Below are 19,387 nucleotides of genomic sequence, written 5' to 3'. Positions count from 1 at the left end.
CCTATATTGCCACTACCAGTACTTTACATACCCATAAGCCCGTAAAGACTACTCCCCGCCATACACTTAAGTCAAGCAGTTTGTCAGAGGGTAAATAAGGCAAACTTCATGCCAAGATTCACCTCCTGCTCCTTGAAATCTGCAATATGGTCAGATCGCATAAGATGAAATCATTGCTTATCCATGAGTTATCGAGAAGCTTCAGCAGTATAAACCCATCTTGCTAAAAAGGTTATAGTAATTTCGTTCTTTCCCATACTTATTTTCTCTGTCCATTCGCTAAGAGCGTCGTAACTCGCCATATGTTTCGTTATTTGAGTATACTCATCATGTTATCCCGCTGGATAGAGCGATTGGAGAATAAGAATCTGGGAGTTCAATGGGTATTGTGAGGCTCCATTAATCAAGATTAACGGGTGGAAAATGCCTTCCCTTTCTCACCGGTCTATCGCGGCCGGTTTGCCCCCTCTCCTACCGGACCGTTGCATTTTGGTTCTCTTGTCACTGCTGTAGGCAGTTATCTGGAGGCAAGATCACAGGGCGGAGAATGGCTGGTCAGGATCGAAAATCTCGATACGGCGCGTGAAATTCCAGGTGCTTCAGAAGAAATTTTGAATACCCTGCATCTCCTTGGGATGGAATGGGATGACTCAGTGGTATATCAAGAGCAGCGCCAGGAGGCCTACCATGCGGCATTGTCGACACTTGAAAAACGGCAGCTTATTTATCGCTGCAGTTGCAGTCGTAAGGAAATTGCCGATTCCTCAGTTCTTGGAATAGAAGGACCTGTCTACCCCGGAACTTGCCGCGACCGCAAACATAAACTCGAGTTTTCCGGTGCATGGCGACTATATACAAATAATGACCTGATTGAATTTGAGGACGGAGTACAAGGCATACGGCAACAACGGATTCAGCGCGACATAGGCGATTTTGTGATATGTCGCGCGGACGGAGTTTTTGCTTACCAGCTAGCGGTCGTGGTGGATGATGCCGCACAGGGTATTACTCACGTGGTGCGGGGAGGTGATTTACTGAACTCGACTCCCCGTCAGATTCACCTGCAAAAACTGCTAGGCTACTCCATCCCCTCTTATATGCACCTCCCCGTAGTAGTCAACGCACGAGGCGAAAAACTCAGTAAGCAGACGCAGGCAGCGCCAGTGGATATTTCGCATCCCGTTTTGCAGCTCGTGAAGGCCATCCGGTTTCTCGGCCAGACACCGCCGCCGGAAGTAAGCGCGAGCAGCTTGAGGTCGTTCTGGATATGGGCAATCGAAAATTGGAATCGGGAGGCAATTCCAAAAAACATGTCCCTCATGTTTTAACCGGATCGAATTTGCCGGATTGATAATAGATGAAATGAAGACCGGGCTACTAGTTACTAAACTGCTAGCGCTACCGGTTTAGAGACGAGTTTATACTGGAAAATACAAGAAATACGAGATTTTATCTGCTTTTCAAGGAAGAACGTGCCTTTTCTGCCATTTTACATACCTAGATTGAAGCGACTCAAGATTATCGTGGTCGGCGGAGGCTATGCCGGCATCGCGGCACTGGTTACCCTTTTGCGCCACATGCCGGAAGCTGATGTCGTCATCATTGATCCCAGGTTCGAACATCTCAAGATTACTCATCTCCACGAAACTTTCCGGTATCCACTGGACGATTTCCTGATTCCGTTTTCCACGCTGGAAAATCGTTTTGGCTGCCGCCACGTTTGGGCAAAACTGAATCCGAGTGAAACGGTTCTGCGGCAGTGGCAGAACGATAGATTCCTTGAAGTCAATGACGAAATACTGGAATTTGACTATCTGCTCCTCGCCTCAGGCTCTCCTGTAGTGCAGGTGAATAAACCGGAGAATGTCTTTGATCTGCTCGACTTCATGGCCATATCGGGCTCCGATTTGTTTCATGAGCGGTTAAGCCAAGCCAGCGCCATCGCGCCATCTATTTCAGTGATAGGTGGGGGAGCAACGGGAATTCAATTTCTTTTTGAAATCGCTCATTTCCTCAAGCGCTATCAGATCGGGTGCAATCTGCGTCTTGTCCATGGCGAGAACCGGGTACTCAATCAGTTCCCCATCGGCTTTTCCACCTATACCCAATCCAAAATGACCGAACTGGGGATCGAATTTTTTCCTGATACCCGTTATCTCGGACAACAGGGGGAGCAGATTCTATTGGGCGATAACCCGCCGGGGCACGAGTTTACCCTGCCCTCTTCAATCTCCTTCCTGTTCATTGGTAAAAAACTGGAAACACCATTTTCTGCCAACGTCTTTGGACAGGTAATAGTTGAAGGCACGACGTTGCCGAACATTTTTGCAGCGGGAGATTGCTGCGTTTACCATGCTCCAGGCTCCAACACTATGACCGCGCAATCCGCGGTAAGAAAAGGAATGCTTACTGCCCGGAATATCCTGCGTCACTCAGGCGCCTTGCGATTGCTTGAGCCTTACCTTCATCGGGATTTAGGTTATGTAGTGAGTCTGGGACCAACGGATGCAATAGGCTGGCTGGCCCTGGAAGGCAATGTAGTTGGAGGCATGCCGGCCATGGTGATCAAGGAATTGGTCGAAGCGCAATATGATTTGCTATTGACAGGACTTGACACCTACCTGGTTTGAAGAAAAAAGAAGGGCTGTGCATTACTCGAATGCAACAGATGAAAAAGGAAAAATAGCCAAATCACTGCTTTCGGAGAATGGAGGATACCACCAGTCCTTGTTGAAGCCACTTTTCGACTACATATTCATAAAACAGTTGATTACTCTGCACGTCGCAGTTTACTACCGCCTGCGCCCGCGCTTTTCCCTTATCTGTCAGAAGCACATGACCAAGATCAAGTTGATTGCCGGCTTCCTCGAGGAATCGTATTTTTGTCGGTCTTCCGAAATAAAACAACCGCGTGTGTTGACCAAACCCTTTCTTTACATATCCCGCCGGGCTCACAGATATCAAACCAGTTGCTTCCAGCGCTTTCAATGCTGGCAACGTAATGCCCTGACCAGAATAAACCTCATGGTTGAGGTCATATATAAGAGGGATCAGGTGTCCTTGCATCCAGAGAAACTGGCAAAGAGATGCAAAAACTTCCCTGTTTTCGCCCTGCTCCAATCCGCCTCCCTGTGATCACCCGGCGACTCGGAAAGGGAGATGCTGATTGCGAGGCTTCACTAGGAGATATGTTCTTGGACGTCTCCGATAGCAGGTGGATTCTTTTTGCTCTTATCACTTCGACGGGCAATTTCCTGGTCAAGTTTTTTGAGAAACTGGATATTCTTCTTTCGTTGTTTGTCACCCTTGTACCATGAAAAACATGCAAGAGCCCCGAAAACAACCAGAAGAACATTTACTGGTGCCGGCCCACCAAAGAAAATATCCATAAGCCCGGTGAGAATAGAAAAAGCGCCCATGAATCCTGTCCAGTTCAAGAATTTGTTCGTCCACGTAGGCTCCTGCCGTTTAACACACCAGGTTTGTAGCTTCTCACGTACCGAATAAAGTTCCTCATCGGTCCAATCTGCAAGATCCATCAGGGCTGTCCTCTCTGTACAGGAAAAAAACCAATTGTGTCTTTATGGGGGTAAAACCGATGCGAATTCCGGGATAGACGCAGCTTCGGCATATATCCGAACAGCCTGACATACCGGAATCTGGATCGTATGTCGCCCGCTGGAAATTATAATAGGGTAATACAAAAAAGCCGGGATGACCCCGGCTTTTTTCTCTTCCAAAAACTCTCCCTAACCTGTACTTTCCGTGTCTGTGGCTGGCTGTTCCGGCCGATCCATCAATTCAACCAGCGCCATGGGCGCGTTATCGCCCTTGCGGAATCCAAACTTGAGAATACGCAGATATCCGCCATTGCGGGTCTGGTAACGGGGACCTAGCTCGCTAAACAGTTTTCCAACCATGTCACGATCCCGCAACCGGTCAAACGCAAGTCGACGATTAGCCAGCGATGGTTTCTTCCCAAGCGTTATCATCGGCTCGATAACTCGACGCAACTCTTTGGCCTTGGGCAAAGTCGTTTTTATAACCTCGTGCCGCAACAGTGAGTTGGTCATGTTCCGCAACATGGCCGAGCGATGGCTGCTCGTGCGATTAAGCTTCCTTAGTCCATTATGGTGCCGCATGACTTGTATCCTTTTTACCCTTATCAAGATTGGAAGGCGGCCAGCTTTCCAGCTTCATGCCCAGCGTCAACCCGCGAGAAGCAAGTACTTCCTTGATTTCATTCAAGGATTTCCGTCCCAGATTAGGGGTTTTCAATAGCTCGGTTTCCGTCCGCTGAATCAGGTCGCCAATATAATATATATTTTCCGCTTTGAGGCAATTCGCGGAACGTACGGTGAGCTCAAGATCATCCACCGGCCGAAGCAGCACCGGATCAATCTGAGGTAATTTCGGTTGTTCCACGGGCAGGGGTGTGCCTTTGAGGTCCGCAAATACGGAGAGTTGCTCGACCAGGACTTTTGCCGCATACCGGATTGCTTCCTCGGGATCAACGACACCGTTGGTCTCGATGTCCATGACCAACTTGTCCAGATCGGTGCGTTGTTCAACCCGTGCGCTTTCCACCGCATAACTTACCCGTCGCACGGGACTGAAAGATGCATCCAGCAGAATGCTGCCGATAGCACGGCTTTCGCGCGCCAGCTGGCGGACAGTTCCCGGCACATAGCCCCGGCCCATTTCCACCTTGATCTGCATATCCAGCTTGCCGCCAGATGTAAGGTGCGCAACAACATGATCGGGATTAATGATCTCGACATCATGTCCTCCCTCGATATCGCCCGCAGTAACCGTTCCTTCCCCCTTTTTACTCAGGGTCAGAAGTGCTTCTGTACGATTGTGCAATTTCAGGACAATACCTTTGAGATTGAGCAGGATATCAACCACGTCTTCCTGCACGCCGTCCAAGGCGGAGTATTCGTGAACGACACCACTGATCTGAACTTCCGTTGGCGCAAATCCCGGCATCGATGAAAGCAGAATACGTCGTAGCGCGTTGCCCAGCGTATGGCCATAGCCGCGCTCGAACGGCTCCATGGTAATTCTGGCATGGAGCGGCGATATATTCTGCACATCGATAATACGCGGCGTAAGAAAGGTGTTACTTTGCATAGCCTGATCCTTTTGCGGAAACGTGGCGACTCATTACTTGGAATACAATTCAATTACGAGGGATTCATTAATGCTTGACGGTAAATCGGATCTCTCGGGTTTGTTCTTGAAAGTTCCCTTCATGGCTTTAGTGTCCACCTCCAGCCATTCCGGAAAGTGCCGCTGTTCGGCAGCTTCCACGGATGCCTTGATGCGCAAATGATTCTTTGCCTTTTCTGCAACCTCTATAACGTCTCCCGGTTTTACCTGATAGGAAGGAATATTGATTCTCCTGCCATTTACCAGAATTCCGTTATGACGGACGATCTGACGTGCCTCGGACCGCGATGCGCCAAACCCCATGCGATAGGAAACCGTGTCAAGCCGGCATTCCAGTAATTGCAGGAGATTTTCGCCCGTAACGCCGCGCTGCCTCTCCGCAAGCTCGTAACCATTACGGAACTGACGCTCCAGCACTCCATATATCCGGCGCAGCTTCTGCTTTTCGCGTAATTGCACTCCGTAGTCCGATAGACGACCACTTTTCTGACCGTGCTGCCCAGGCGCGTAATTTCGGCGCTCGATGGCGCACTTATCGGTAAAACATTTCTCACCTTTAAGGAACAACTTCTCACCCTCACGTCGGCATTGACGGCATTTGGGATCAAGATTTCTCGCCACAGTAACTCCTTAAATACGACGTTTCTTCGGCGGCCGACAACCGTTATGTGGAACGGGTGTCACATCCGAAATACTGGTAATTTTAAAACCGGCTGCATTCAGTGCACGCACTGCGGACTCCCGCCCTGGTCCCGGACCTTTTATACGCACTTCGAGGTTCTTTACCCCATATTCCTGTGCAGCCCTGCCGGCTTGCTCGGCTGCAACCTGGGCGGCAAACGGTGTACTCTTGCGTGACCCCTTAAAACCCGCCCCTCCGGAAGTAGCCCACGATAGCGCGTTCCCCTGACGGTCCGTTATCGTCACAATAGTGTTATTAAACGAAGCATGTACATGCGCAATACCTTCCGCTACGTTCTTTTTGACTTTCTTGCGTACTCGCGTGGCTGCTTTTACCATATTGATCTATCCTTCTGCCCTGCCATTCGGTTGATTGGCTAAAATTTATCTTCCTGCCTTGGCGCTGGAAGCACGAACGGCCTTCCTGGGTCCCTTACGCGTCCTGGCATTCGTGCGGGTACGCTGACCTCGTACCGGGAGCCCACGACGATGACGCAATCCCCGGTAGCAGCCGAGGTCCATCAGGCGTTTGATATTCATTGAAACTTCCCGCCGGAGATCGCCTTCGACCACAAATTTCGCGACGTTATCCCGCAACTTGTCCATTTCCGCGTCGGTTACATCTTTCATCTTGGTCGATGCGCTGATTCCAGTCGCCTCACAAATCTCACGAGCTCTCGCACGACCGATGCCATAAATCGCTGTCAGCGCAATTTCAGCATGCTGATGGTTGGGGATGTTTACTCCAGCAATACGGGCCATACGTTTTCCTACAAAAATTTTGGATTATAACATCTTAGAATGCGTAGCCGAATCAACCCTGACGCTGTTTATGCCTCGGATCTGTGCAAATCACGCGCACTACCCGGTTGCGTCTGATGATTTTGCAATTCCGGCAAATTTTTTTTACCGATGCCAGTACTTTCATTATTTACCCCTCTCCGGCTATTTGGCACGAAACGTAATACGCGCCCTGCTTAAATCGTATGGTGTCAGATCTACCGTTACCTTATCTCCCGGCAGAATCCGAATGTAGTGCATCCGCATCTTGCCGGAAATATGTCCCAACACTATATGTCCGTTTTCCAGCTTGACCCGGAACGTCGCATTTGGCAACGTTTCCAGAATCTCGCCCTGCATTTGTATGGTTTCTTCCTTTGCCATCCTATCCTTGATGCACTTTATCTCGCCGGCAATCCGCCACCGCCCTTGAAGTTGGTTTTTTTCAACAGGCTCTCATACTGGTGAGACATGATGTAGGCTTGCACCTGTGCCATGAAATCCATCGTTACCACGACGATAATAAGCAGGGAAGTTCCACCAAAATAAAATGGAACATTCCACTTCAAAATCAAAAATTCCGGCAACAGACACACGAGCGTTACGTAGATCGCACCGGTGAGAGTAAGGCGCAACATGATGCGCTCAATATATCGTGCCGTTTGATCACCTGGCCGAATGCCGGGAATAAATGCCCCGCTCTTTTTCAGGTTCTCCGCAGTTTCTTTGGGGTTGAACACCAGCGCCGTATAAAAAAAGCAGAAAAATATGATCATTGCCGCGTACATGATCACGTAAACCGGCTGTCCGGGCGATAACGCCCCGCTTATATCCTTCAGCCAGTCCATTGATTCCCCCGTCGAAAACCAACCAGCCAGCGTAGCGGGAAACAATATGATGCTGGAAGCAAAGATCGGCGGGATCACGCCGGACATGTTCAGCTTAAGCGGCAAGTGAGAGCTTTGACCACCATAAACCTTGCGTCCAACCTGACGCTTTGCATAATTCACCAGTATCTTGCGCTGCCCCCGCTCGACAAAGACAACGAATCCCGTAACAACTGTGGCCGCCACGAAAATTCCAAGCGCCACCAGGAAGTGCATGGCGCCCGTTCGCACCAGCTCCAGCGTGCCTCCAATTGCACTTGGAAGACCTGCAGCGATCCCGGCAAATATAATGAGCGAAATTCCGTTGCCAATGCCGCGTTCGGTAATCTGTTCTCCCAGCCACATGAGAAATATGGTGCCTGTCACCAATGTTATAACCGTGGTCAGCAGGAACATCGGGCCGGGCTCGATCACCAGGCCAGGCTGGGATTGTAGTGCGATCGAAATACCATAACCCTGAACCAGCGCCAAACCCAGAGTACCATACCGGGTGTACTGGGTAATCTTTCTGCGCCCTGACTCACCCTCTTTCTTCAGTGCCTCGAGATAAGGGAATGCCACTGTGCCCAACTGCATGATAATGGATGCCGAAATGTACGGCATGATACCCAGGGCAAATATCGAAAAGCGGGAAAGGGCGCCACCGGAAAACATGTTGAACATGCCCAGGATGCCGCCCTGCTGCGATTCGAACAGATCCTTCAGTACAACCGGATCGATACCGGGTACTGGCACATGCGCGCCGATGCGGTAGACAACCAATGCGAACAGCAAAAACCATAACCGGCGCTTCAAGTCGCCAAGTTTTCCGGAAAGTCCCCGCAGGGAGTCGCTAGCGGCCAATATATATCCTCTCGTACTTATTCGACACTACCACCAGCAGCTTCAATGGCTGCTTTCGCGCCCTTGGTTACCGGAATGCCCTGAAGCTTCACTGCACGCTCGATCTTTCCCGAAAGTATTACCTTGACGTTCAGAGTGGAACCGGAGACGAGTCCTGCCTGCTTCATGATCAGGATATCGATGGTATCGCCTGGTATTCTGCCAAGCGCAGACAGACGCACCTCCGCATCATTCTTTTTTGTGGGCGAAACAAAGCCGCGCTTGGGCAATCGCCGTTGCAAGGGCATTTGTCCCCCTTCAAAGCCGACTTTATGAAAACCGCCCGCACGGGATTTTTGCCCCTTATGTCCACGCCCGGCGGTCTTGCCAAGACCGGAGCCGATACCACGACCTACCCGGCGCTTTGGATGCTTGGCGCCAGGGGCTGGTTTAATGGAATTCAGTTGCATCTAAACCTCACTCTTTACGAGGTAATAAATGTTATTGATCATGCCTCGCACCGCGGGGGTATCTTCCACTTCCACGCTGCTGTTGACATGACGTAGTCCCAATCCTCGAGCAGTTGCTCGATGTGCCTGTTTCGTTCCTATCAGACTCTTGACCAGGGTTACTTTTATCTTCTTCGGATTTTGCGTCATTTTTCCAACCCCAGAATCTCTTCGACACTCTTGCCCCGCTTGGCAGCTATCTCGGCGGGGTTACTCATCGCCTGCAGGCCGTTGAGAGTCGCACGGACAACATTGTATGGATTAGTCGAGCCAATACATTTGGCAAGGATATTGTGTACACCCATTACTTCAAATATTGCGCGCATCGGCCCGCCGGCAATGATGCCGGTCCCCTCCGATGCCGGCTGCATGTATACCTTGGCCGCACCATGCCGTCCAATTACCGGATGTTGGAGTGTTCCATTCTTGAGACTCACCTTGATCATCTTGCGGCGCGCCTCGTCCATCGCCTTTTGTACCGCTACGGGTACCTCGCGGGATTTACCCTTACCCATGCCCACGCCGCCATCGCCATTCCCGACAACCGTCAGAGCAGCAAAGCCCAGAATACGTCCTCCTTTGACCACCTTGGTAACGCGATTGATGGCCACCATTTTTTCCTTGAGTCCGTCTCCGCGGTCGTCGCCCGGAGTCACCTTACCTTGCATCCGCCCCTGCATTTTAGCCATTATCCTTCATCCTTCCTCACTCAGAATTTGAGGCCATTTTCACGGGCAGCGTCAGCCAATGCTTTCACACGCCCATGGTATTTGAAGCCTGAACGGTCGAACGCAACCGTCTCAATGCCGAGACCCCGCGCCTTCTCTGCAACTCTTTTACCCACGACTGCCGCTGCGGTAATCGTTCCTCCATTGGGGAGCTCCTTGCGCAGTTCCGGCTCGAGAGTGGATGCGCTGGCGAGCACCTTGCTGCCGGAGCCGTCTATCAATTGCGCATAAATATGAGAATTGCTACGATGAACTGCCAGTCGCACCACTTTCAATTCAGCAATTTTGGCACGCGTTTGCCGCGCGCGGCGTAAACGGGATTCTATGGAATTCGGCATATTTACCCTGACTATTTTTTCTTCGTTTCCTTCAGGACGATGACTTCGTCCGCATAACGCACGCCCTTGCCCTTGTATGGCTCCGGCTCCCTGTATGCACGTACATCCGCAGCCACTTGTCCTACCTGCTGCTTGTCCATGCCCTTGATGATAACCTCGGTCTGGCTGGGAGTCTCGACCTTGATACCTTCGGGCATCTTGTGAGCGATTGGATGAGAAAACCCTAACGTCAGGTTAAGGACGTTATCTGCAGCCTGGGCGCGATATCCTACGCCAACCAGAATCAGCTTTTTCTCAAAACCTGTGGTGACGCCCTTCACCATATTGGCGAGCAGCGCACGGGTGGTCCCCCACATTGCGTTGGCATGCTTGGAATCATCTGCCGCTTTCACTAGCAGGCTTTCGTCCTTGCGCTCAATCGAAATATCCGAAACAAGCTCGCGACGCAGCATACCCAGCGGACCCTTTACCTCCACTTCTGAGCCGGATAGCCTGACTTCGACATTTGCCGGAACTGAAACAGGATTTTTACCCACTCGAGACATTTTCTATACCCTTACGCCACAATGCATAACACTTCGCCGCCTACACCGTTTGCGCGCGCTTTTCTTTCCGTCATTACGCCTTTCGATGTCGACACGATAGCCACTCCCAGGCCATTCATTACGTTGGGGAGTTTATTGCTGGCTTTATATATCCGCAAACCAGGACGACTGACACGCTCTATTTTTTCAATTACCGGACGTCCTGCGTAATACTTCAGACTGATATCCAGTATCGATTTTCCGCCGGCCTCATGAACTATAAAATCCTCGACGTACCCCTCATCCTTCAGCACTTGAGCAATAGCCGCTTTGAGCTTGGAGGCAGGCATTACGACAGATGTTTTTTCAGATAGCTGCGCGTTTCGAATCCGCGTCAGCATGTCTGCAATGGGATCACTCATGCTCATCTAGAATACCTCTGGAAATCCGATTTTCGTTACCGGCGAATACGAAATCCTTGAAACCACATTGACCATACTGGATCTGATCCATAAATTTACGCGGTCTGTTCGATTCCTTGAATCAAACGCCATCAATTATTACCCTCACTCCCTACCAGCTCGCCTTGATCATGCCCGGAATCTCTCCGCTCATGGCGATGTCACGAAGCTTGCCACGACCCAACCCAAATTTGCTGTATACCCCTCGAGGGCGGCCTGTGAGCGAGCAGCGGTTGCGCAACCGGACTGGGCTGGCATTGCGCGGCAACATCTGCAACTTGATCCTGGCCGAATGACGGTCCTCGTCACCTACGCTGGCATCATTGATGGTCGCCAATAGCTCAGCACGTCGCGCCTCGAATTTTTTGACGATTTTCCGACGTTTCAGATCACGGTTAATAACAGCTACCTTAGCCATGCTCCCTCAGTTTTTAAATGGAAATTTGAATGCTGCCAGCAATGCCTTTGCTTCCGCATCTGTCTTTGCAGTCGTGGTAATCGTGATGTTCATCCCCCGCAAGGCATCGATTTTGTCATATTCGATCTCAGGGAAAATGATCTGCTCCTTTATACCCATATTATAATTGCCGCGCCCATCGAAGGATCTACCCGAAATACCGCGAAAGTCGCGAATACGCGGTATAGCGATATTCACTAGACGGTCGAGGAATTCGTACATGCGAACGCGGCGCAGCGTAACCATGCAGCCTACCGGATAGCCATCACGCACCTTGAAAGTGGCAATGGATTTTCTGGCTTTCGTCACCACAGGCTTCTGGCCTGCAATCTTTTGCATGTCACCCACAGCGTTATCCATGATTTTTTTGTCGGCAACCGCCTCGCCCACCCCCATATTAAGGGTAATTTTGCGAATGCGCGGCACCTCCATCACAGACTTATAGCCAAATTGCTCCATCAACTGCTGGACTACAGTACTACGGTAATACTCTTGTAAACGCGCCATATATTGTTTTCCCCTAACCCTTAGGTCCTAACCCTTAGGCATCAATCAGCTCCCCATTCGACCTGAAGCAGCGAGCCTTGCCTTTTCCTTCAACGGCTTTGAAACCTATCCGGTCTGCCTTCCGGGTTGTGGGATTGTAGATTGCAATGTTTGAAACCTGGATAGGACTGTCCAGTTCGACGATTCCACCCGTGTCGCCTTTATTCGGATTGGGTCTCTGATGCTTCTTGAGGCGATTGACACCTTCAACGACCACAAGATCCGGCTTCATGACGCGCAGAACCGTGCCACGTTTACCCTTGTCCTTGCCGGAGATGACAACTACGTCATCTCCCTTCTTTATTTTGCTCATGTTTGATTCCTTATCTCGCGCCCTACAGTACTTCAGGTGCAAGCGAAACAATTTTCATGAAACGTGCAGTACGCAACTCACGTGTAACAGGACCAAAAATGCGCGTGCCGATTGGTTCCAGTTTGGCATTCAACAGTACTGCGGCGTTGCCATCGAACTTGATTAATGATCCATCCGCGCGACGCACCCCTTTTGAAGTTCGTACTACGACTGCATTGTACACTTCACCTTTTTTGACGCGACCACGAGGCGCCACATCCTTTACGCTGACTTTTATAATATCGCCAATACCCGCATAACGTCGCTTAGAACCGCCTAACACCTTGATGCACATAAGCGACCGTGCGCCGGTATTGTCGGCGACTTGCAGAATGGATTGCATTTGGATCATGATTTACTCACTCTCTCCAACTTTTCCAGCCTAATAAAAGGCTTGATAGTATTGGAACCCGTTCGGGTTGTAATGCCGCCAGAATTTACAGGCCGCAAAAAATTAAGATATCTGAAAAATGAAGAGGCAGAATTATAAGGCAACCTGATTACAAAAACAAGGAAGAAAACACTTCCAAAAGCCCGTTTTCCTCGTAATCAACTCACCTGTTCGGCTTTCTGCATCAATCTGACGACACGCCAGGCTTTTGTTTTGGATAGCGGACGGCATTCTTCTATCACCACCACGTCCCCGGTGTGAAACTCATTGGCTTCGTCATGAACGTGATATTTTTTGGAGCGAACCATAATCTTTCCGTAAAGCGGATGCTTGACCTTACGTTCAACCAGAACAGTAATAGTCTTGTCCATTTTATCACTCACTACTTTTCCGCTAAGAGTACGGTTTAAATTCGCTTCGCTCATGACTGTCTTGCCTTCTGGCTAAGAATGGTTTTGGTACGCGCTATGTCCCGGCGAATATTGCTCAGCTGGGAAGTATTGCTTAACTGTTGGGTTGCATGTTGCATCCGCAGACCAAACTGCGCCCTCAGCAGCTCCAGCAACTCCTGCTGCAATTCCACGGGATTCTTGTTTCTGAGTTCCTTGGCTCTGGATTTCATGATTAACCGCCTACTTGTCGTACAACGAAAGTTGTCAGGATCGGAAGCTTGGCAGCCGCGAGCCGGAAGGCCTGTCGCGCCAGCACCTCGTCGACACCATCCATTTCATACAACATTTTGCCTGGCTGAATTTCTGCCACGAAGTACTCCGGATTACCCTTTCCGTTACCCATCCTGACTTCGGCGGGTTTATGCGAAATGGGTTTGTCCGGAAAAATACGAATCCATATACGCCCGCCCCGCTTTATATGGCGGGTCATCGCGCGTCGCGCAGCTTCGATCTGCCGGGCTGTCAAACGCCCCCGTCCCACGGCCTTGAGTCCGTATTCGCCAAAACTGACCTTGGCGCCCCGGGTTGCAATGCCCTTATTCCGCCCTTTTTGCTGCTTGCGATATTTTGTTCTAGCTGGCTGCTGCATCGTTCACTCCTGGCTTTACTGGCTTCTTTGCTGGCTTTGTGGCGGGTTCCTCAGAACTGCTATCAGACTTTCTGGGAGCTTTCTTCTCACCAGCTTTCCCGTCCGATCTGGCATCTGCCCTTCCCGCCGGCCTGCGCGGCGGACGCCTGGTTTCCGGTTCTCCCGCCGGGGGGAGCGCCTGCGTTGCGGCTGTACCCGCACCGGCCTGCTCACCTCGACCTATCACTTCACCCTTGAATACCCAAACCTTGATTCCGATCACGCCATAGGTTGTCTTGGCCTCCGAGACTCCGTAATCGAGATCGGCCCGCAGTGTATGAAGGGGCACACGTCCTTCCCGATACCATTCAGTACGGGCAATTTCAATGCCGTTCAACCGACCTGAACTCATGATCTTGATACCCTGAGCACCCAGACGCATCGCATTCTGCATAGCACGCTTCATTGCACGGCGGAACATAATGCGCTTTTCCAGTTGCTGCGCGATGTTGTCGGCAATCAACTGTGCATCAATTTCCGGTTTGCGGATTTCTTCGATATTTACATGCACCGGGACACCCATGAGCTTTTGCAGCGCTCCCCGCAAAACCTCGATATCCTCACCTTTCTTGCCTATCACTACCCCTGGGCGTGAACTGTAGATCGTGATACGCGCATTCTTCGATGGCCGTTCGATAACCACGCGACCGACAGACGCATGCGCCAGTTTCTTTTTCAAATATTCCCGAACCTTGATGTCTTCGTTCAGCATGCCGGGAAAATTTTTTCCGTTGGCATACCATTTGGATGACCAGTTCTTCAGGACGGAAAGCCGAAAACCTGTCGGATGTATTTTTTGTCCCATAATGCCTGTTCAGCCTTATTTTTTGTTGCTGGCTTTATCGCCAACAGTAAGAAGAATGTGACAAGTTGGCTTGACAATGCGATTGCCCCGCCCCTTGGCGCGCGCACTGGTACGCATGAGCGATGGTCCCCTGTCGACATATATCTTGGACACCTTCAACTCGTCTATGTCAGCCCCCTCGTTATGCTCGGCATTTGCGATGGCTGATTCGAGAAGCTTACGAATGATGACTGCAGCCTTTTTCGGACTGAATGCAAGCAGATTGAGTGCGCGCTCCACCGGCAATCCACGGATCTGATCCGCAACGAGCCGGCCTTTCTGCTCAGACAACCTGACTCCGCGCAATACAGCAGTTGTTTCCATGGTGATTATTCCTATTTCCTTCCAGCCGCTTTTCTATCGCCGGAATGCCCCTTGAAAGTACGTGTATGAGAAAACTCGCCGAGCTTGTGCCCAACCATGTTCTCAGTAACATATACTGGAACGTGCTGCTTTCCGTTATGCACGGCGATCGTCAAGCCAATGAAATCCGGCAATACCGTTGAGCGGCGCGACCAGGTCTTGATAGGTCGCTTGTCATTGGTTTCACGAGCGGCCTCCACTTTGGACAGGAGGTGCAGATCAACAAATGGGCCTTTCTTTATAGAACGAGCCATGATTCATTATCCCTTGTTTGAATAACGACGTCGCACAATCATGCCGTCGGTACGCTTGTTTACCCGCGTGCGGAAACCCTTGGAAGGCGTTCCCCACGGACTGACAGGATGACGTCCCGCCGCTGTTTTACCTTCACCCCCGCCATGGGGATGGTCTATCGGATTCATCGCCACCCCACGCACCGTTGGCCTGATGCCGCGCCATCGCTGGGCTCCTGCCTTGCCGATAGCTCGCAGGTTATGTTCCTCGTTTCCTACTTCCCCGATCGTCGCACGACAGTTCACATGTACCCTGCGGATTTCCCCCGAGCGCAGACGCAATTGGGCATAATCTCCCTCGCGCGCGAGAAGTTGAACCGAAGCTCCAGCTGAACGAGCAAGTTGTGCGCCTTTACCCGGCATCATTTCCACGCAGTGAATGATGCTGCCGACAGGGATATTGCGCAACGGCAACGCATTGCCGTTTTTTATAGGCGCATCTGCGCCACTCATCAGTTGCATGCCTGCAATGACACCTTTTGGCGCAATAACGTAGCGGCGTTCGCCATCGGAATAGCAGAGAAGTGCGAGATTCGCACTGCGATTCGGATCATATTCCAGCCGTTCCACTTTGGCCGCGATTCCATCCTTGTTACGACGGAAATCCACGATGCGGTAATGCTGCTTGTGACCCCCGCCCATGTGACGGGTAGTGATTTGCCCCTTATTGTTACGTCCGGCAGTATGATTCTGCTTCTCCAGGAGGTGCGGGTAAGGTGCACCCTTGTGCAGGCCAGCATTGACGACTTTGACTACCGCCCGACGACCTGGAGAGGTCGGTTTGACTTTAACCAGCGCCATTACTTGACCTCTCCTTGGGCAATTTCAGAAAAATTGATTTCCTGGCCGGCCTTGATGCTGATGTAAGCCTTCTTCCAGCCACCGCGCCGCCCCATGAAACGGCCAAAACGCTTTTCCTTGCCTTTGACATTGGATATGCGCACGCTTTCCACTTCAACCTTTTGATTCTTCCATATCAATTCCACTGCGGCTTTGATTTCCGGCTTTGTTGCATCTGGAGCCACGCGGAAGATAAGCTGATTGTGTTTCTCGCCTATAAACGTCGCTTTTTCCGATATCTGAGGCGACAGTATCACCTGCATCAGGCGCTCAGGGTTGAATGTTTGGCCGCTCATGCAAGCATCTCCTCCATTTTTGCCAGCGCATTACGCGTAATTACTACATTTGCGAAGCGCATAAGGCTGACTGGATCAGCATAACCCGCTTCAACAATCTTGACGAGCGGAAGATTTCTTGACGAGAGATAAAGATTCTCATCAATGTTATCTGTAATGATCATGACTTGATCCAGTCCCATATCTTTCAACTTCTGTGCCAATACTTTCGTCTTCGGTGCATCAACAATAAAATTTTCCACTACCGACAATCGGTTTTCACGAACGAGTTGCGAGAGAATCGCGCCGATACCCGCGCGATACATCTTGCGATTGACTTTATGGCTGAAATTTTCCTCCGGGCTGTTGGGAAATATTTTCCCTCCGCCCCGCCATAGAGGGCTCGACGCCATACCGGCGCGAGCGCGTCCCGTACCCTTCTGCCGCCATGGCTTGCGAGTCGATTTGGCGATATCCGATCGAGCCTTTTGCGCCCTGTTGGCGCTGCGTGCATTGGCAAGATAGGCTGTTACAACCTGATGCACGAGGGCTTCATTATACTCCCGGCCAAACAGGGTTTCGGAAGCTGAAACGCTTGCAGACGACTGCCCATTATCGTCAATCAGTTTAAGTTCCATCATCCACCCTTCTTGCCAGATTTCGCGCCGCCTTTTGCGGCGGCATTGACATTGCCGTTATTGGTCGGCCTTGCAGATCTAACGCTTGGCGAAACTGTCACGTCCCCCCCCTTCGATCCGGGAATGGCACCTTTGATGATCAACAGCCCGCGCTCGGCATCGATTCGCAGTATTTCCAGATTTTGAATGGTGCGCCTCACATTTCCCAGATGACCGGACATACGCTTTCCGGGGAAGACGCGCCCGGGATCCTGCGCCATGCCGATGGAACCAGGAACATTATGAGACCGTGAGTTACCATGACTCGCCCGGTTAGAAGCGAAGCCGTGACGCTTGATGGCGCCGGCATAGCCCTTTCCGATCGAGATACCGGTTACATCCACTCTCTGCCCCGGCTGAAAAATATCCAACCCAATAACTGTGCCGGGGCTGAGGGTTCCAAGGGTTTCTTCTGCGACGCGGAACTCTCTCAGAATCTCTCCCGCCTCTACAGCTGCCTTGGCAAAATGCCCGGCCGAAGGTTTGTTTACGCGAATGGCCCGACGCTTGCCAAATGTGACTTGCACCGCGGAATACCCGTCAGTGGCCGACGTCTTGATCTGTGTGACACGATTATTAGACACGTCCAGCACTGTGACGGGCTGGCTATCACCTTCTTCGGTGAAAATACGAGTCATGCCGACCTTGCGGCCGACGAGCCCTAAACTCATTCTAATTACCCTTCTAAAAGGTGCCGATTACAATTGACCGGCAATTTATGTTGATTGAACAGGAACTCGAGTTATTCGTTGCGAACATACTCAGAGTTGCGTTGGAAAACTACAACTTTATCTCGACATCCACTCCGGCAGGCAAATCCAGCTTCATTAACGCATCCACCGTTTTATCGGTTGGATCCATGATATCCATCAGCCGCAAATGAGTCCGGATTTCGAATTGATCACGTGAAGTCTTGTTGACATGAGGCGAACGAAGCACATCAAAACGCTCGATGCGCGTTGGCAGAGGCACCGGACCCTTGACGACGGCACCGGTGCGTTTTGCGGTTTCCACGATCTCCAGCGCCGATTTGTCTATCAACCGGTAATCGAACGCTTTCAAACGAATACGTATTTTCTGACTTTGCATAATCCAACCTCAGGTTGAGGACTCGGATTCCGAATTGCCGACCACGCACCCTGCGTAAATCTTAAATCCGATCCTTGATCCTGTTGCTATTCGATAATTTTTGCCACGACGCCTGCGCCAACGGTCCTGCCGCCTTCACGAATCGCAAAACGCAGACCTTCTTCCATCGCAATCGGCGCAATCAGGTTTACCGTCACCGACACATTGTCCCCGGGCATCACCATCTCCGTGCCCGCAGGCAACTCGATTGCTCCCGTCACATCCGTCGTGCGGAAGTAAAACTGCGGACGATATCCCTGAAAAAAGGGGGTGTGACGCCCACCTTCTTCCTTGCTCAGAACATAAATCTCGGCTGTGAACTTGGTGTGCGGGGTAATGCTCCCAGGCTTGGCCAGCACCTGCCCGCGCTCCACTTCCTCGCGCTTGGTGCCCCGCAGCAATACGCCTACGTTGTCTCCAGCCTGCCCCTGGTCCAGAAGCTTGCGAAACATCTCAACGCCCGTGCACACCGTCTTGGTGGTAGGCCTCAATCCCACGATCTCGATGTCTTCACCTACCTTGATGACGCCACGCTCAACACGCCCCGTCACCACCGTGCCACGACCAGATATGGAAAAAACGTCTTCAACCGGCATCAGAAAAGCGCCATCCACCGCCCGTTGCGGCTCCGGTATGTAGCTGTCCAGCGCTGCCGCAAGCTTGTAGATCGAAGGTTCGCCTATGTCGCTCTGGTCGCCTTCCAGCGCCTTCAATGCAGAACCGATCACTATCGGGGTATCATCTCCCGGAAAGTTGTATTTGGACAGCAGTTCCCGCACTTCCATTTCCACCAACTCCAGAAGCTCCGCATCGTCCACCATGTCCGCCTTGTTCATGTAGACGATAATGTAGGGAACTCCTACCTGCCGCGCCAGAAGAATGTGCTCCCGCGTCTGCGGCATCGGTCCATCCGCCGCCGATACCACCAGAATCGCACCATCCATCTGCGCCGCACCCGTGATCATGTTCTTTACATAGTCCGCGTGACCAGGACAGTCAACGTGCGCGTAATGCCGCTTCTCCGTCTCATACTCCACGTGCGAGGTGTTGATCGTGATCCCCCGCGCCTTCTCTTCAGGCGCCGAGTCTATCTGCGCATAACTCTTCGCTTCCCCACCAAACTTCTTCGCCAATACCATCGTGATCGCCGCCGTCAACGTGGTCTTCCCATGGTCCACGTGCCCTATCGTCCCTACGTTGATGTGCGGCTTCGTCCGCTCAAATTTGCTCTTTGCCATG

34 protein-coding genes are annotated in these 19,387 nt (G+C 51.4%); 2 read left to right on the top strand and 32 right to left on the bottom strand.

Annotation, left to right across the window (positions count from 1 at the left end; genetic code table 11):
* The first annotated feature begins 416 nt into the window (after positions 1-416).
* A complete protein-coding gene (gluQRS, locus tag BMW46_RS10930; RefSeq protein WP_074708403.1) occupies positions 417-1,328 on the top strand; it encodes a tRNA glutamyl-Q(34) synthetase GluQRS in 912 nt (303 codons plus the stop codon).
* Positions 1,329-1,502: 174 nt separating this feature from the next.
* On the top strand, positions 1,503-2,630 hold the full coding sequence (locus tag BMW46_RS10925) for an NAD(P)/FAD-dependent oxidoreductase (protein WP_371113505.1): 1,128 nt from the start codon (positions 1,503-1,505) through the stop codon (positions 2,628-2,630).
* Positions 2,631-2,691: 61 nt separating this feature from the next.
* On the opposite strand, the gene BMW46_RS10920 is transcribed toward BMW46_RS10925, so the two are convergent.
* The 32 genes from BMW46_RS10920 to tuf form a co-directional block, all read right to left on the bottom strand.
* Positions 2,692-3,120, bottom strand: a complete 429-nt coding sequence (locus tag BMW46_RS10920; protein WP_074708399.1) for a hypothetical protein — start codon at positions 3,118-3,120, stop codon at positions 2,692-2,694.
* 59 nt (positions 3,121-3,179) lie between these two features.
* Positions 3,180-3,539 (bottom strand): hypothetical protein, encoded by a 360-nt coding sequence (locus tag BMW46_RS10915; RefSeq protein WP_074708396.1) that lies wholly within the window; start codon positions 3,537-3,539, stop codon positions 3,180-3,182.
* 210 nt (positions 3,540-3,749) lie between these two features.
* Positions 3,750-4,142, bottom strand: coding sequence for a 50S ribosomal protein L17 (rplQ, locus tag BMW46_RS10910; RefSeq protein ID WP_074708394.1), 393 nt, complete (start codon positions 4,140-4,142; stop codon positions 3,750-3,752).
* Positions 4,129-5,133, bottom strand: coding sequence for a DNA-directed RNA polymerase subunit alpha (locus tag BMW46_RS10905; RefSeq protein ID WP_074708391.1), 1,005 nt, complete (start codon positions 5,131-5,133; stop codon positions 4,129-4,131). The genes rplQ and BMW46_RS10905 overlap by 14 nt, the downstream gene beginning before the upstream one ends.
* 33 nt (positions 5,134-5,166) lie before the next feature.
* Complete coding sequence (gene rpsD, locus BMW46_RS10900; RefSeq protein WP_011380147.1) at positions 5,167-5,793, bottom strand: 30S ribosomal protein S4; 627 nt, start codon at positions 5,791-5,793, stop codon at positions 5,167-5,169.
* A 9-nt stretch (positions 5,794-5,802) separates the two neighbouring features.
* Complete coding sequence (gene rpsK, locus BMW46_RS10895; RefSeq protein WP_011380146.1) at positions 5,803-6,192, bottom strand: 30S ribosomal protein S11; 390 nt, start codon at positions 6,190-6,192, stop codon at positions 5,803-5,805.
* A 45-nt stretch (positions 6,193-6,237) separates the two neighbouring features.
* Positions 6,238-6,615 carry a 30S ribosomal protein S13 gene (gene rpsM, locus BMW46_RS10890; protein ID WP_074708389.1) on the bottom strand — a complete coding sequence of 126 codons (378 nt, stop codon included), beginning with the start codon at positions 6,613-6,615 and terminating at the stop codon, positions 6,238-6,240.
* Between the two features lie 52 nt (positions 6,616-6,667).
* Positions 6,668-6,781, bottom strand: coding sequence for a 50S ribosomal protein L36 (rpmJ, locus tag BMW46_RS10885; RefSeq protein WP_074633734.1), 114 nt, complete (start codon positions 6,779-6,781; stop codon positions 6,668-6,670).
* A 17-nt stretch (positions 6,782-6,798) separates the two neighbouring features.
* On the bottom strand, positions 6,799-7,017 hold the full coding sequence (gene infA / locus BMW46_RS10880; RefSeq protein ID WP_011380144.1) for a translation initiation factor IF-1: 219 nt from the start codon (positions 7,015-7,017) through the stop codon (positions 6,799-6,801).
* A gap of 17 nt (positions 7,018-7,034) precedes the next feature.
* Complete coding sequence (gene secY / locus BMW46_RS10875) at positions 7,035-8,363, bottom strand: preprotein translocase subunit SecY (RefSeq protein WP_074708386.1); 1,329 nt, start codon at positions 8,361-8,363, stop codon at positions 7,035-7,037.
* 17 nt (positions 8,364-8,380) lie between these two features.
* Positions 8,381-8,812 (bottom strand): 50S ribosomal protein L15, encoded by a 432-nt coding sequence (gene rplO, locus BMW46_RS10870; protein WP_074708383.1) that lies wholly within the window; start codon positions 8,810-8,812, stop codon positions 8,381-8,383.
* Positions 8,813-9,001, bottom strand: coding sequence for a 50S ribosomal protein L30 (gene rpmD, locus BMW46_RS10865; protein ID WP_011380141.1), 189 nt, complete (start codon positions 8,999-9,001; stop codon positions 8,813-8,815). It abuts the gene before it with no gap.
* Positions 8,998-9,540 carry a 30S ribosomal protein S5 gene (gene rpsE, locus BMW46_RS10860; protein ID WP_074708381.1) on the bottom strand — a complete coding sequence of 181 codons (543 nt, stop codon included), beginning with the start codon at positions 9,538-9,540 and terminating at the stop codon, positions 8,998-9,000. The genes rpmD and rpsE overlap by 4 nt, the downstream gene beginning before the upstream one ends.
* Before the next feature lie 20 nt (positions 9,541-9,560).
* The gene (rplR, locus tag BMW46_RS10855) at positions 9,561-9,917 is read right to left on the bottom strand and encodes a 50S ribosomal protein L18 (RefSeq protein ID WP_074708378.1); all 357 of its coding nucleotides are present in this window, start codon (positions 9,915-9,917) and stop codon (positions 9,561-9,563) included.
* Between the two features lie 11 nt (positions 9,918-9,928).
* Positions 9,929-10,462: a 50S ribosomal protein L6 gene (gene rplF / locus BMW46_RS10850; protein ID WP_074708376.1), complete on the bottom strand. Its 534-nt coding sequence runs from the start codon at positions 10,460-10,462 to the stop codon at positions 9,929-9,931.
* An 11-nt stretch (positions 10,463-10,473) separates the two neighbouring features.
* On the bottom strand, positions 10,474-10,869 hold the full coding sequence (rpsH, locus tag BMW46_RS10845; protein ID WP_074708373.1) for a 30S ribosomal protein S8: 396 nt from the start codon (positions 10,867-10,869) through the stop codon (positions 10,474-10,476).
* 145 nt (positions 10,870-11,014) lie between these two features.
* Complete coding sequence (gene rpsN, locus BMW46_RS10840) at positions 11,015-11,320, bottom strand: 30S ribosomal protein S14 (RefSeq protein ID WP_074708370.1); 306 nt, start codon at positions 11,318-11,320, stop codon at positions 11,015-11,017.
* Positions 11,321-11,326: 6 nt separating this feature from the next.
* On the bottom strand, positions 11,327-11,866 hold the full coding sequence (rplE, locus tag BMW46_RS10835) for a 50S ribosomal protein L5 (RefSeq protein ID WP_011380135.1): 540 nt from the start codon (positions 11,864-11,866) through the stop codon (positions 11,327-11,329).
* A gap of 34 nt (positions 11,867-11,900) precedes the next feature.
* Positions 11,901-12,218, bottom strand: coding sequence for a 50S ribosomal protein L24 (gene rplX / locus BMW46_RS10830; protein WP_074708367.1), 318 nt, complete (start codon positions 12,216-12,218; stop codon positions 11,901-11,903).
* A gap of 22 nt (positions 12,219-12,240) precedes the next feature.
* Positions 12,241-12,609: a 50S ribosomal protein L14 gene (gene rplN / locus BMW46_RS10825; RefSeq protein ID WP_011380133.1), complete on the bottom strand. Its 369-nt coding sequence runs from the start codon at positions 12,607-12,609 to the stop codon at positions 12,241-12,243.
* Between the two features lie 197 nt (positions 12,610-12,806).
* Complete coding sequence (gene rpsQ / locus BMW46_RS10820) at positions 12,807-13,073, bottom strand: 30S ribosomal protein S17 (protein WP_074708365.1); 267 nt, start codon at positions 13,071-13,073, stop codon at positions 12,807-12,809.
* Positions 13,070-13,270, bottom strand: a complete 201-nt coding sequence (gene rpmC / locus BMW46_RS10815) for a 50S ribosomal protein L29 (RefSeq protein ID WP_074708362.1) — start codon at positions 13,268-13,270, stop codon at positions 13,070-13,072. The genes rpsQ and rpmC overlap by 4 nt, the downstream gene beginning before the upstream one ends.
* A 2-nt stretch (positions 13,271-13,272) precedes the next feature.
* Positions 13,273-13,689 carry a 50S ribosomal protein L16 gene (gene rplP / locus BMW46_RS10810; protein ID WP_074708360.1) on the bottom strand — a complete coding sequence of 139 codons (417 nt, stop codon included), beginning with the start codon at positions 13,687-13,689 and terminating at the stop codon, positions 13,273-13,275.
* The gene (gene rpsC / locus BMW46_RS10805) at positions 13,673-14,533 is read right to left on the bottom strand and encodes a 30S ribosomal protein S3 (RefSeq protein ID WP_074708357.1); all 861 of its coding nucleotides are present in this window, start codon (positions 14,531-14,533) and stop codon (positions 13,673-13,675) included. Before rpsC ends, rplP begins: the two co-directional genes overlap by 17 nt.
* 15 nt (positions 14,534-14,548) lie before the next feature.
* Positions 14,549-14,896 carry a 50S ribosomal protein L22 gene (gene rplV / locus BMW46_RS10800; RefSeq protein ID WP_074708355.1) on the bottom strand — a complete coding sequence of 116 codons (348 nt, stop codon included), beginning with the start codon at positions 14,894-14,896 and terminating at the stop codon, positions 14,549-14,551.
* Between the two features lie 11 nt (positions 14,897-14,907).
* On the bottom strand, positions 14,908-15,189 hold the full coding sequence (rpsS, locus tag BMW46_RS10795; protein ID WP_074708352.1) for a 30S ribosomal protein S19: 282 nt from the start codon (positions 15,187-15,189) through the stop codon (positions 14,908-14,910).
* A 6-nt stretch (positions 15,190-15,195) separates the two neighbouring features.
* Entirely contained in the window at positions 15,196-16,029 is an 834-nt protein-coding gene (gene rplB / locus BMW46_RS10790) for a 50S ribosomal protein L2 (protein ID WP_074708351.1), read from the bottom strand.
* The gene (rplW, locus tag BMW46_RS10785) at positions 16,029-16,364 is read right to left on the bottom strand and encodes a 50S ribosomal protein L23 (protein ID WP_074708348.1); all 336 of its coding nucleotides are present in this window, start codon (positions 16,362-16,364) and stop codon (positions 16,029-16,031) included. Before rplW ends, rplB begins: the two co-directional genes overlap by 1 nt.
* Positions 16,361-16,981, bottom strand: coding sequence for a 50S ribosomal protein L4 (gene rplD, locus BMW46_RS10780; RefSeq protein ID WP_074708450.1), 621 nt, complete (start codon positions 16,979-16,981; stop codon positions 16,361-16,363). Before rplD ends, rplW begins: the two co-directional genes overlap by 4 nt.
* Positions 16,981-17,691, bottom strand: coding sequence for a 50S ribosomal protein L3 (gene rplC / locus BMW46_RS10775; protein WP_074708346.1), 711 nt, complete (start codon positions 17,689-17,691; stop codon positions 16,981-16,983). Before rplC ends, rplD begins: the two co-directional genes overlap by 1 nt.
* A 109-nt stretch (positions 17,692-17,800) precedes the next feature.
* Positions 17,801-18,109, bottom strand: a complete 309-nt coding sequence (rpsJ, locus tag BMW46_RS10770; protein ID WP_011380122.1) for a 30S ribosomal protein S10 — start codon at positions 18,107-18,109, stop codon at positions 17,801-17,803.
* An 86-nt stretch (positions 18,110-18,195) separates the two neighbouring features.
* Positions 18,196-19,386, bottom strand: coding sequence for an elongation factor Tu (tuf, locus tag BMW46_RS10765; protein ID WP_074708320.1), 1,191 nt, complete (start codon positions 19,384-19,386; stop codon positions 18,196-18,198).
* Position 19,387 lies beyond the last annotated feature (1 nt).

Origin of the sequence: Nitrosospira multiformis, assembly GCF_900111585.1 — a bacterium.
Classification (GTDB): Bacteria; Pseudomonadota; Gammaproteobacteria; order Burkholderiales; family Nitrosomonadaceae; genus Nitrosospira; species Nitrosospira multiformis_B.
This window is presented reverse-complemented; position numbering and strand designations above follow the sequence as displayed.

What these genes read in the sequence shown, in the direction of transcription:
- BMW46_RS10915 (WP_074708396.1), bottom strand. Translation starts at nt 3,539, where the DNA reads ATGGATCTTGCAGATTGGACCGATGAGGAACTTTATTCGGTACGTGAG.
- rplQ (WP_074708394.1), bottom strand. Translation starts at nt 4,142, where the DNA reads ATGCGGCACCATAATGGACTAAGGAAGCTTAATCGCACGAGCAGCCAT.
- BMW46_RS10905 (WP_074708391.1), bottom strand. Translation starts at nt 5,133, where the DNA reads ATGCAAAGTAACACCTTTCTTACGCCGCGTATTATCGATGTGCAGAAT.
- rpsK (WP_011380146.1), bottom strand. Translation starts at nt 6,192, where the DNA reads ATGGTAAAAGCAGCCACGCGAGTACGCAAGAAAGTCAAAAAGAACGTA.
- rpsM (WP_074708389.1), bottom strand. Translation starts at nt 6,615, where the DNA reads ATGGCCCGTATTGCTGGAGTAAACATCCCCAACCATCAGCATGCTGAA.
- rpmJ (WP_074633734.1), bottom strand. Translation starts at nt 6,781, where the DNA reads ATGAAAGTACTGGCATCGGTAAAAAAAATTTGCCGGAATTGCAAAATC.
- infA (WP_011380144.1), bottom strand. Translation starts at nt 7,017, where the DNA reads ATGGCAAAGGAAGAAACCATACAAATGCAGGGCGAGATTCTGGAAACG.
- rplO (WP_074708383.1), bottom strand. Translation starts at nt 8,812, where the DNA reads ATGCAACTGAATTCCATTAAACCAGCCCCTGGCGCCAAGCATCCAAAG.
- rpmD (WP_011380141.1), bottom strand. Translation starts at nt 9,001, where the DNA reads ATGACGCAAAATCCGAAGAAGATAAAAGTAACCCTGGTCAAGAGTCTG.
- rpsE (WP_074708381.1), bottom strand. Translation starts at nt 9,540, where the DNA reads ATGGCTAAAATGCAGGGGCGGATGCAAGGTAAGGTGACTCCGGGCGAC.
- rplR (WP_074708378.1), bottom strand. Translation starts at nt 9,917, where the DNA reads ATGCCGAATTCCATAGAATCCCGTTTACGCCGCGCGCGGCAAACGCGT.
- rplF (WP_074708376.1), bottom strand. Translation starts at nt 10,462, where the DNA reads ATGTCTCGAGTGGGTAAAAATCCTGTTTCAGTTCCGGCAAATGTCGAA.
- rpsH (WP_074708373.1), bottom strand. Translation starts at nt 10,869, where the DNA reads ATGAGCATGAGTGATCCCATTGCAGACATGCTGACGCGGATTCGAAAC.
- rpsN (WP_074708370.1), bottom strand. Translation starts at nt 11,320, where the DNA reads ATGGCTAAGGTAGCTGTTATTAACCGTGATCTGAAACGTCGGAAAATC.
- rplE (WP_011380135.1), bottom strand. Translation starts at nt 11,866, where the DNA reads ATGGCGCGTTTACAAGAGTATTACCGTAGTACTGTAGTCCAGCAGTTG.
- rplX (WP_074708367.1), bottom strand. Translation starts at nt 12,218, where the DNA reads ATGAGCAAAATAAAGAAGGGAGATGACGTAGTTGTCATCTCCGGCAAG.
- rplN (WP_011380133.1), bottom strand. Translation starts at nt 12,609, where the DNA reads ATGATCCAAATGCAATCCATTCTGCAAGTCGCCGACAATACCGGCGCA.
- rpsQ (WP_074708365.1), bottom strand. Translation starts at nt 13,073, where the DNA reads ATGAGCGAAGCGAATTTAAACCGTACTCTTAGCGGAAAAGTAGTGAGT.
- rpmC (WP_074708362.1), bottom strand. Translation starts at nt 13,270, where the DNA reads ATGAAATCCAGAGCCAAGGAACTCAGAAACAAGAATCCCGTGGAATTG.
- rplP (WP_074708360.1), bottom strand. Translation starts at nt 13,689, where the DNA reads ATGCAGCAGCCAGCTAGAACAAAATATCGCAAGCAGCAAAAAGGGCGG.
- rpsC (WP_074708357.1), bottom strand. Translation starts at nt 14,533, where the DNA reads ATGGGACAAAAAATACATCCGACAGGTTTTCGGCTTTCCGTCCTGAAG.
- rplV (WP_074708355.1), bottom strand. Translation starts at nt 14,896, where the DNA reads ATGGAAACAACTGCTGTATTGCGCGGAGTCAGGTTGTCTGAGCAGAAA.
- rpsS (WP_074708352.1), bottom strand. Translation starts at nt 15,189, where the DNA reads ATGGCTCGTTCTATAAAGAAAGGCCCATTTGTTGATCTGCACCTCCTG.
- rplB (WP_074708351.1), bottom strand. Translation starts at nt 16,029, where the DNA reads ATGGCGCTGGTTAAAGTCAAACCGACCTCTCCAGGTCGTCGGGCGGTA.
- rplW (WP_074708348.1), bottom strand. Translation starts at nt 16,364, where the DNA reads ATGAGCGGCCAAACATTCAACCCTGAGCGCCTGATGCAGGTGATACTG.
- rplD (WP_074708450.1), bottom strand. Translation starts at nt 16,981, where the DNA reads ATGGAACTTAAACTGATTGACGATAATGGGCAGTCGTCTGCAAGCGTT.
- rplC (WP_074708346.1), bottom strand. Translation starts at nt 17,691, where the DNA reads ATGAGTTTAGGGCTCGTCGGCCGCAAGGTCGGCATGACTCGTATTTTC.
- rpsJ (WP_011380122.1), bottom strand. Translation starts at nt 18,109, where the DNA reads ATGCAAAGTCAGAAAATACGTATTCGTTTGAAAGCGTTCGATTACCGG.
- tuf (WP_074708320.1), bottom strand. Translation starts at nt 19,386, where the DNA reads ATGGCAAAGAGCAAATTTGAGCGGACGAAGCCGCACATCAACGTAGGG.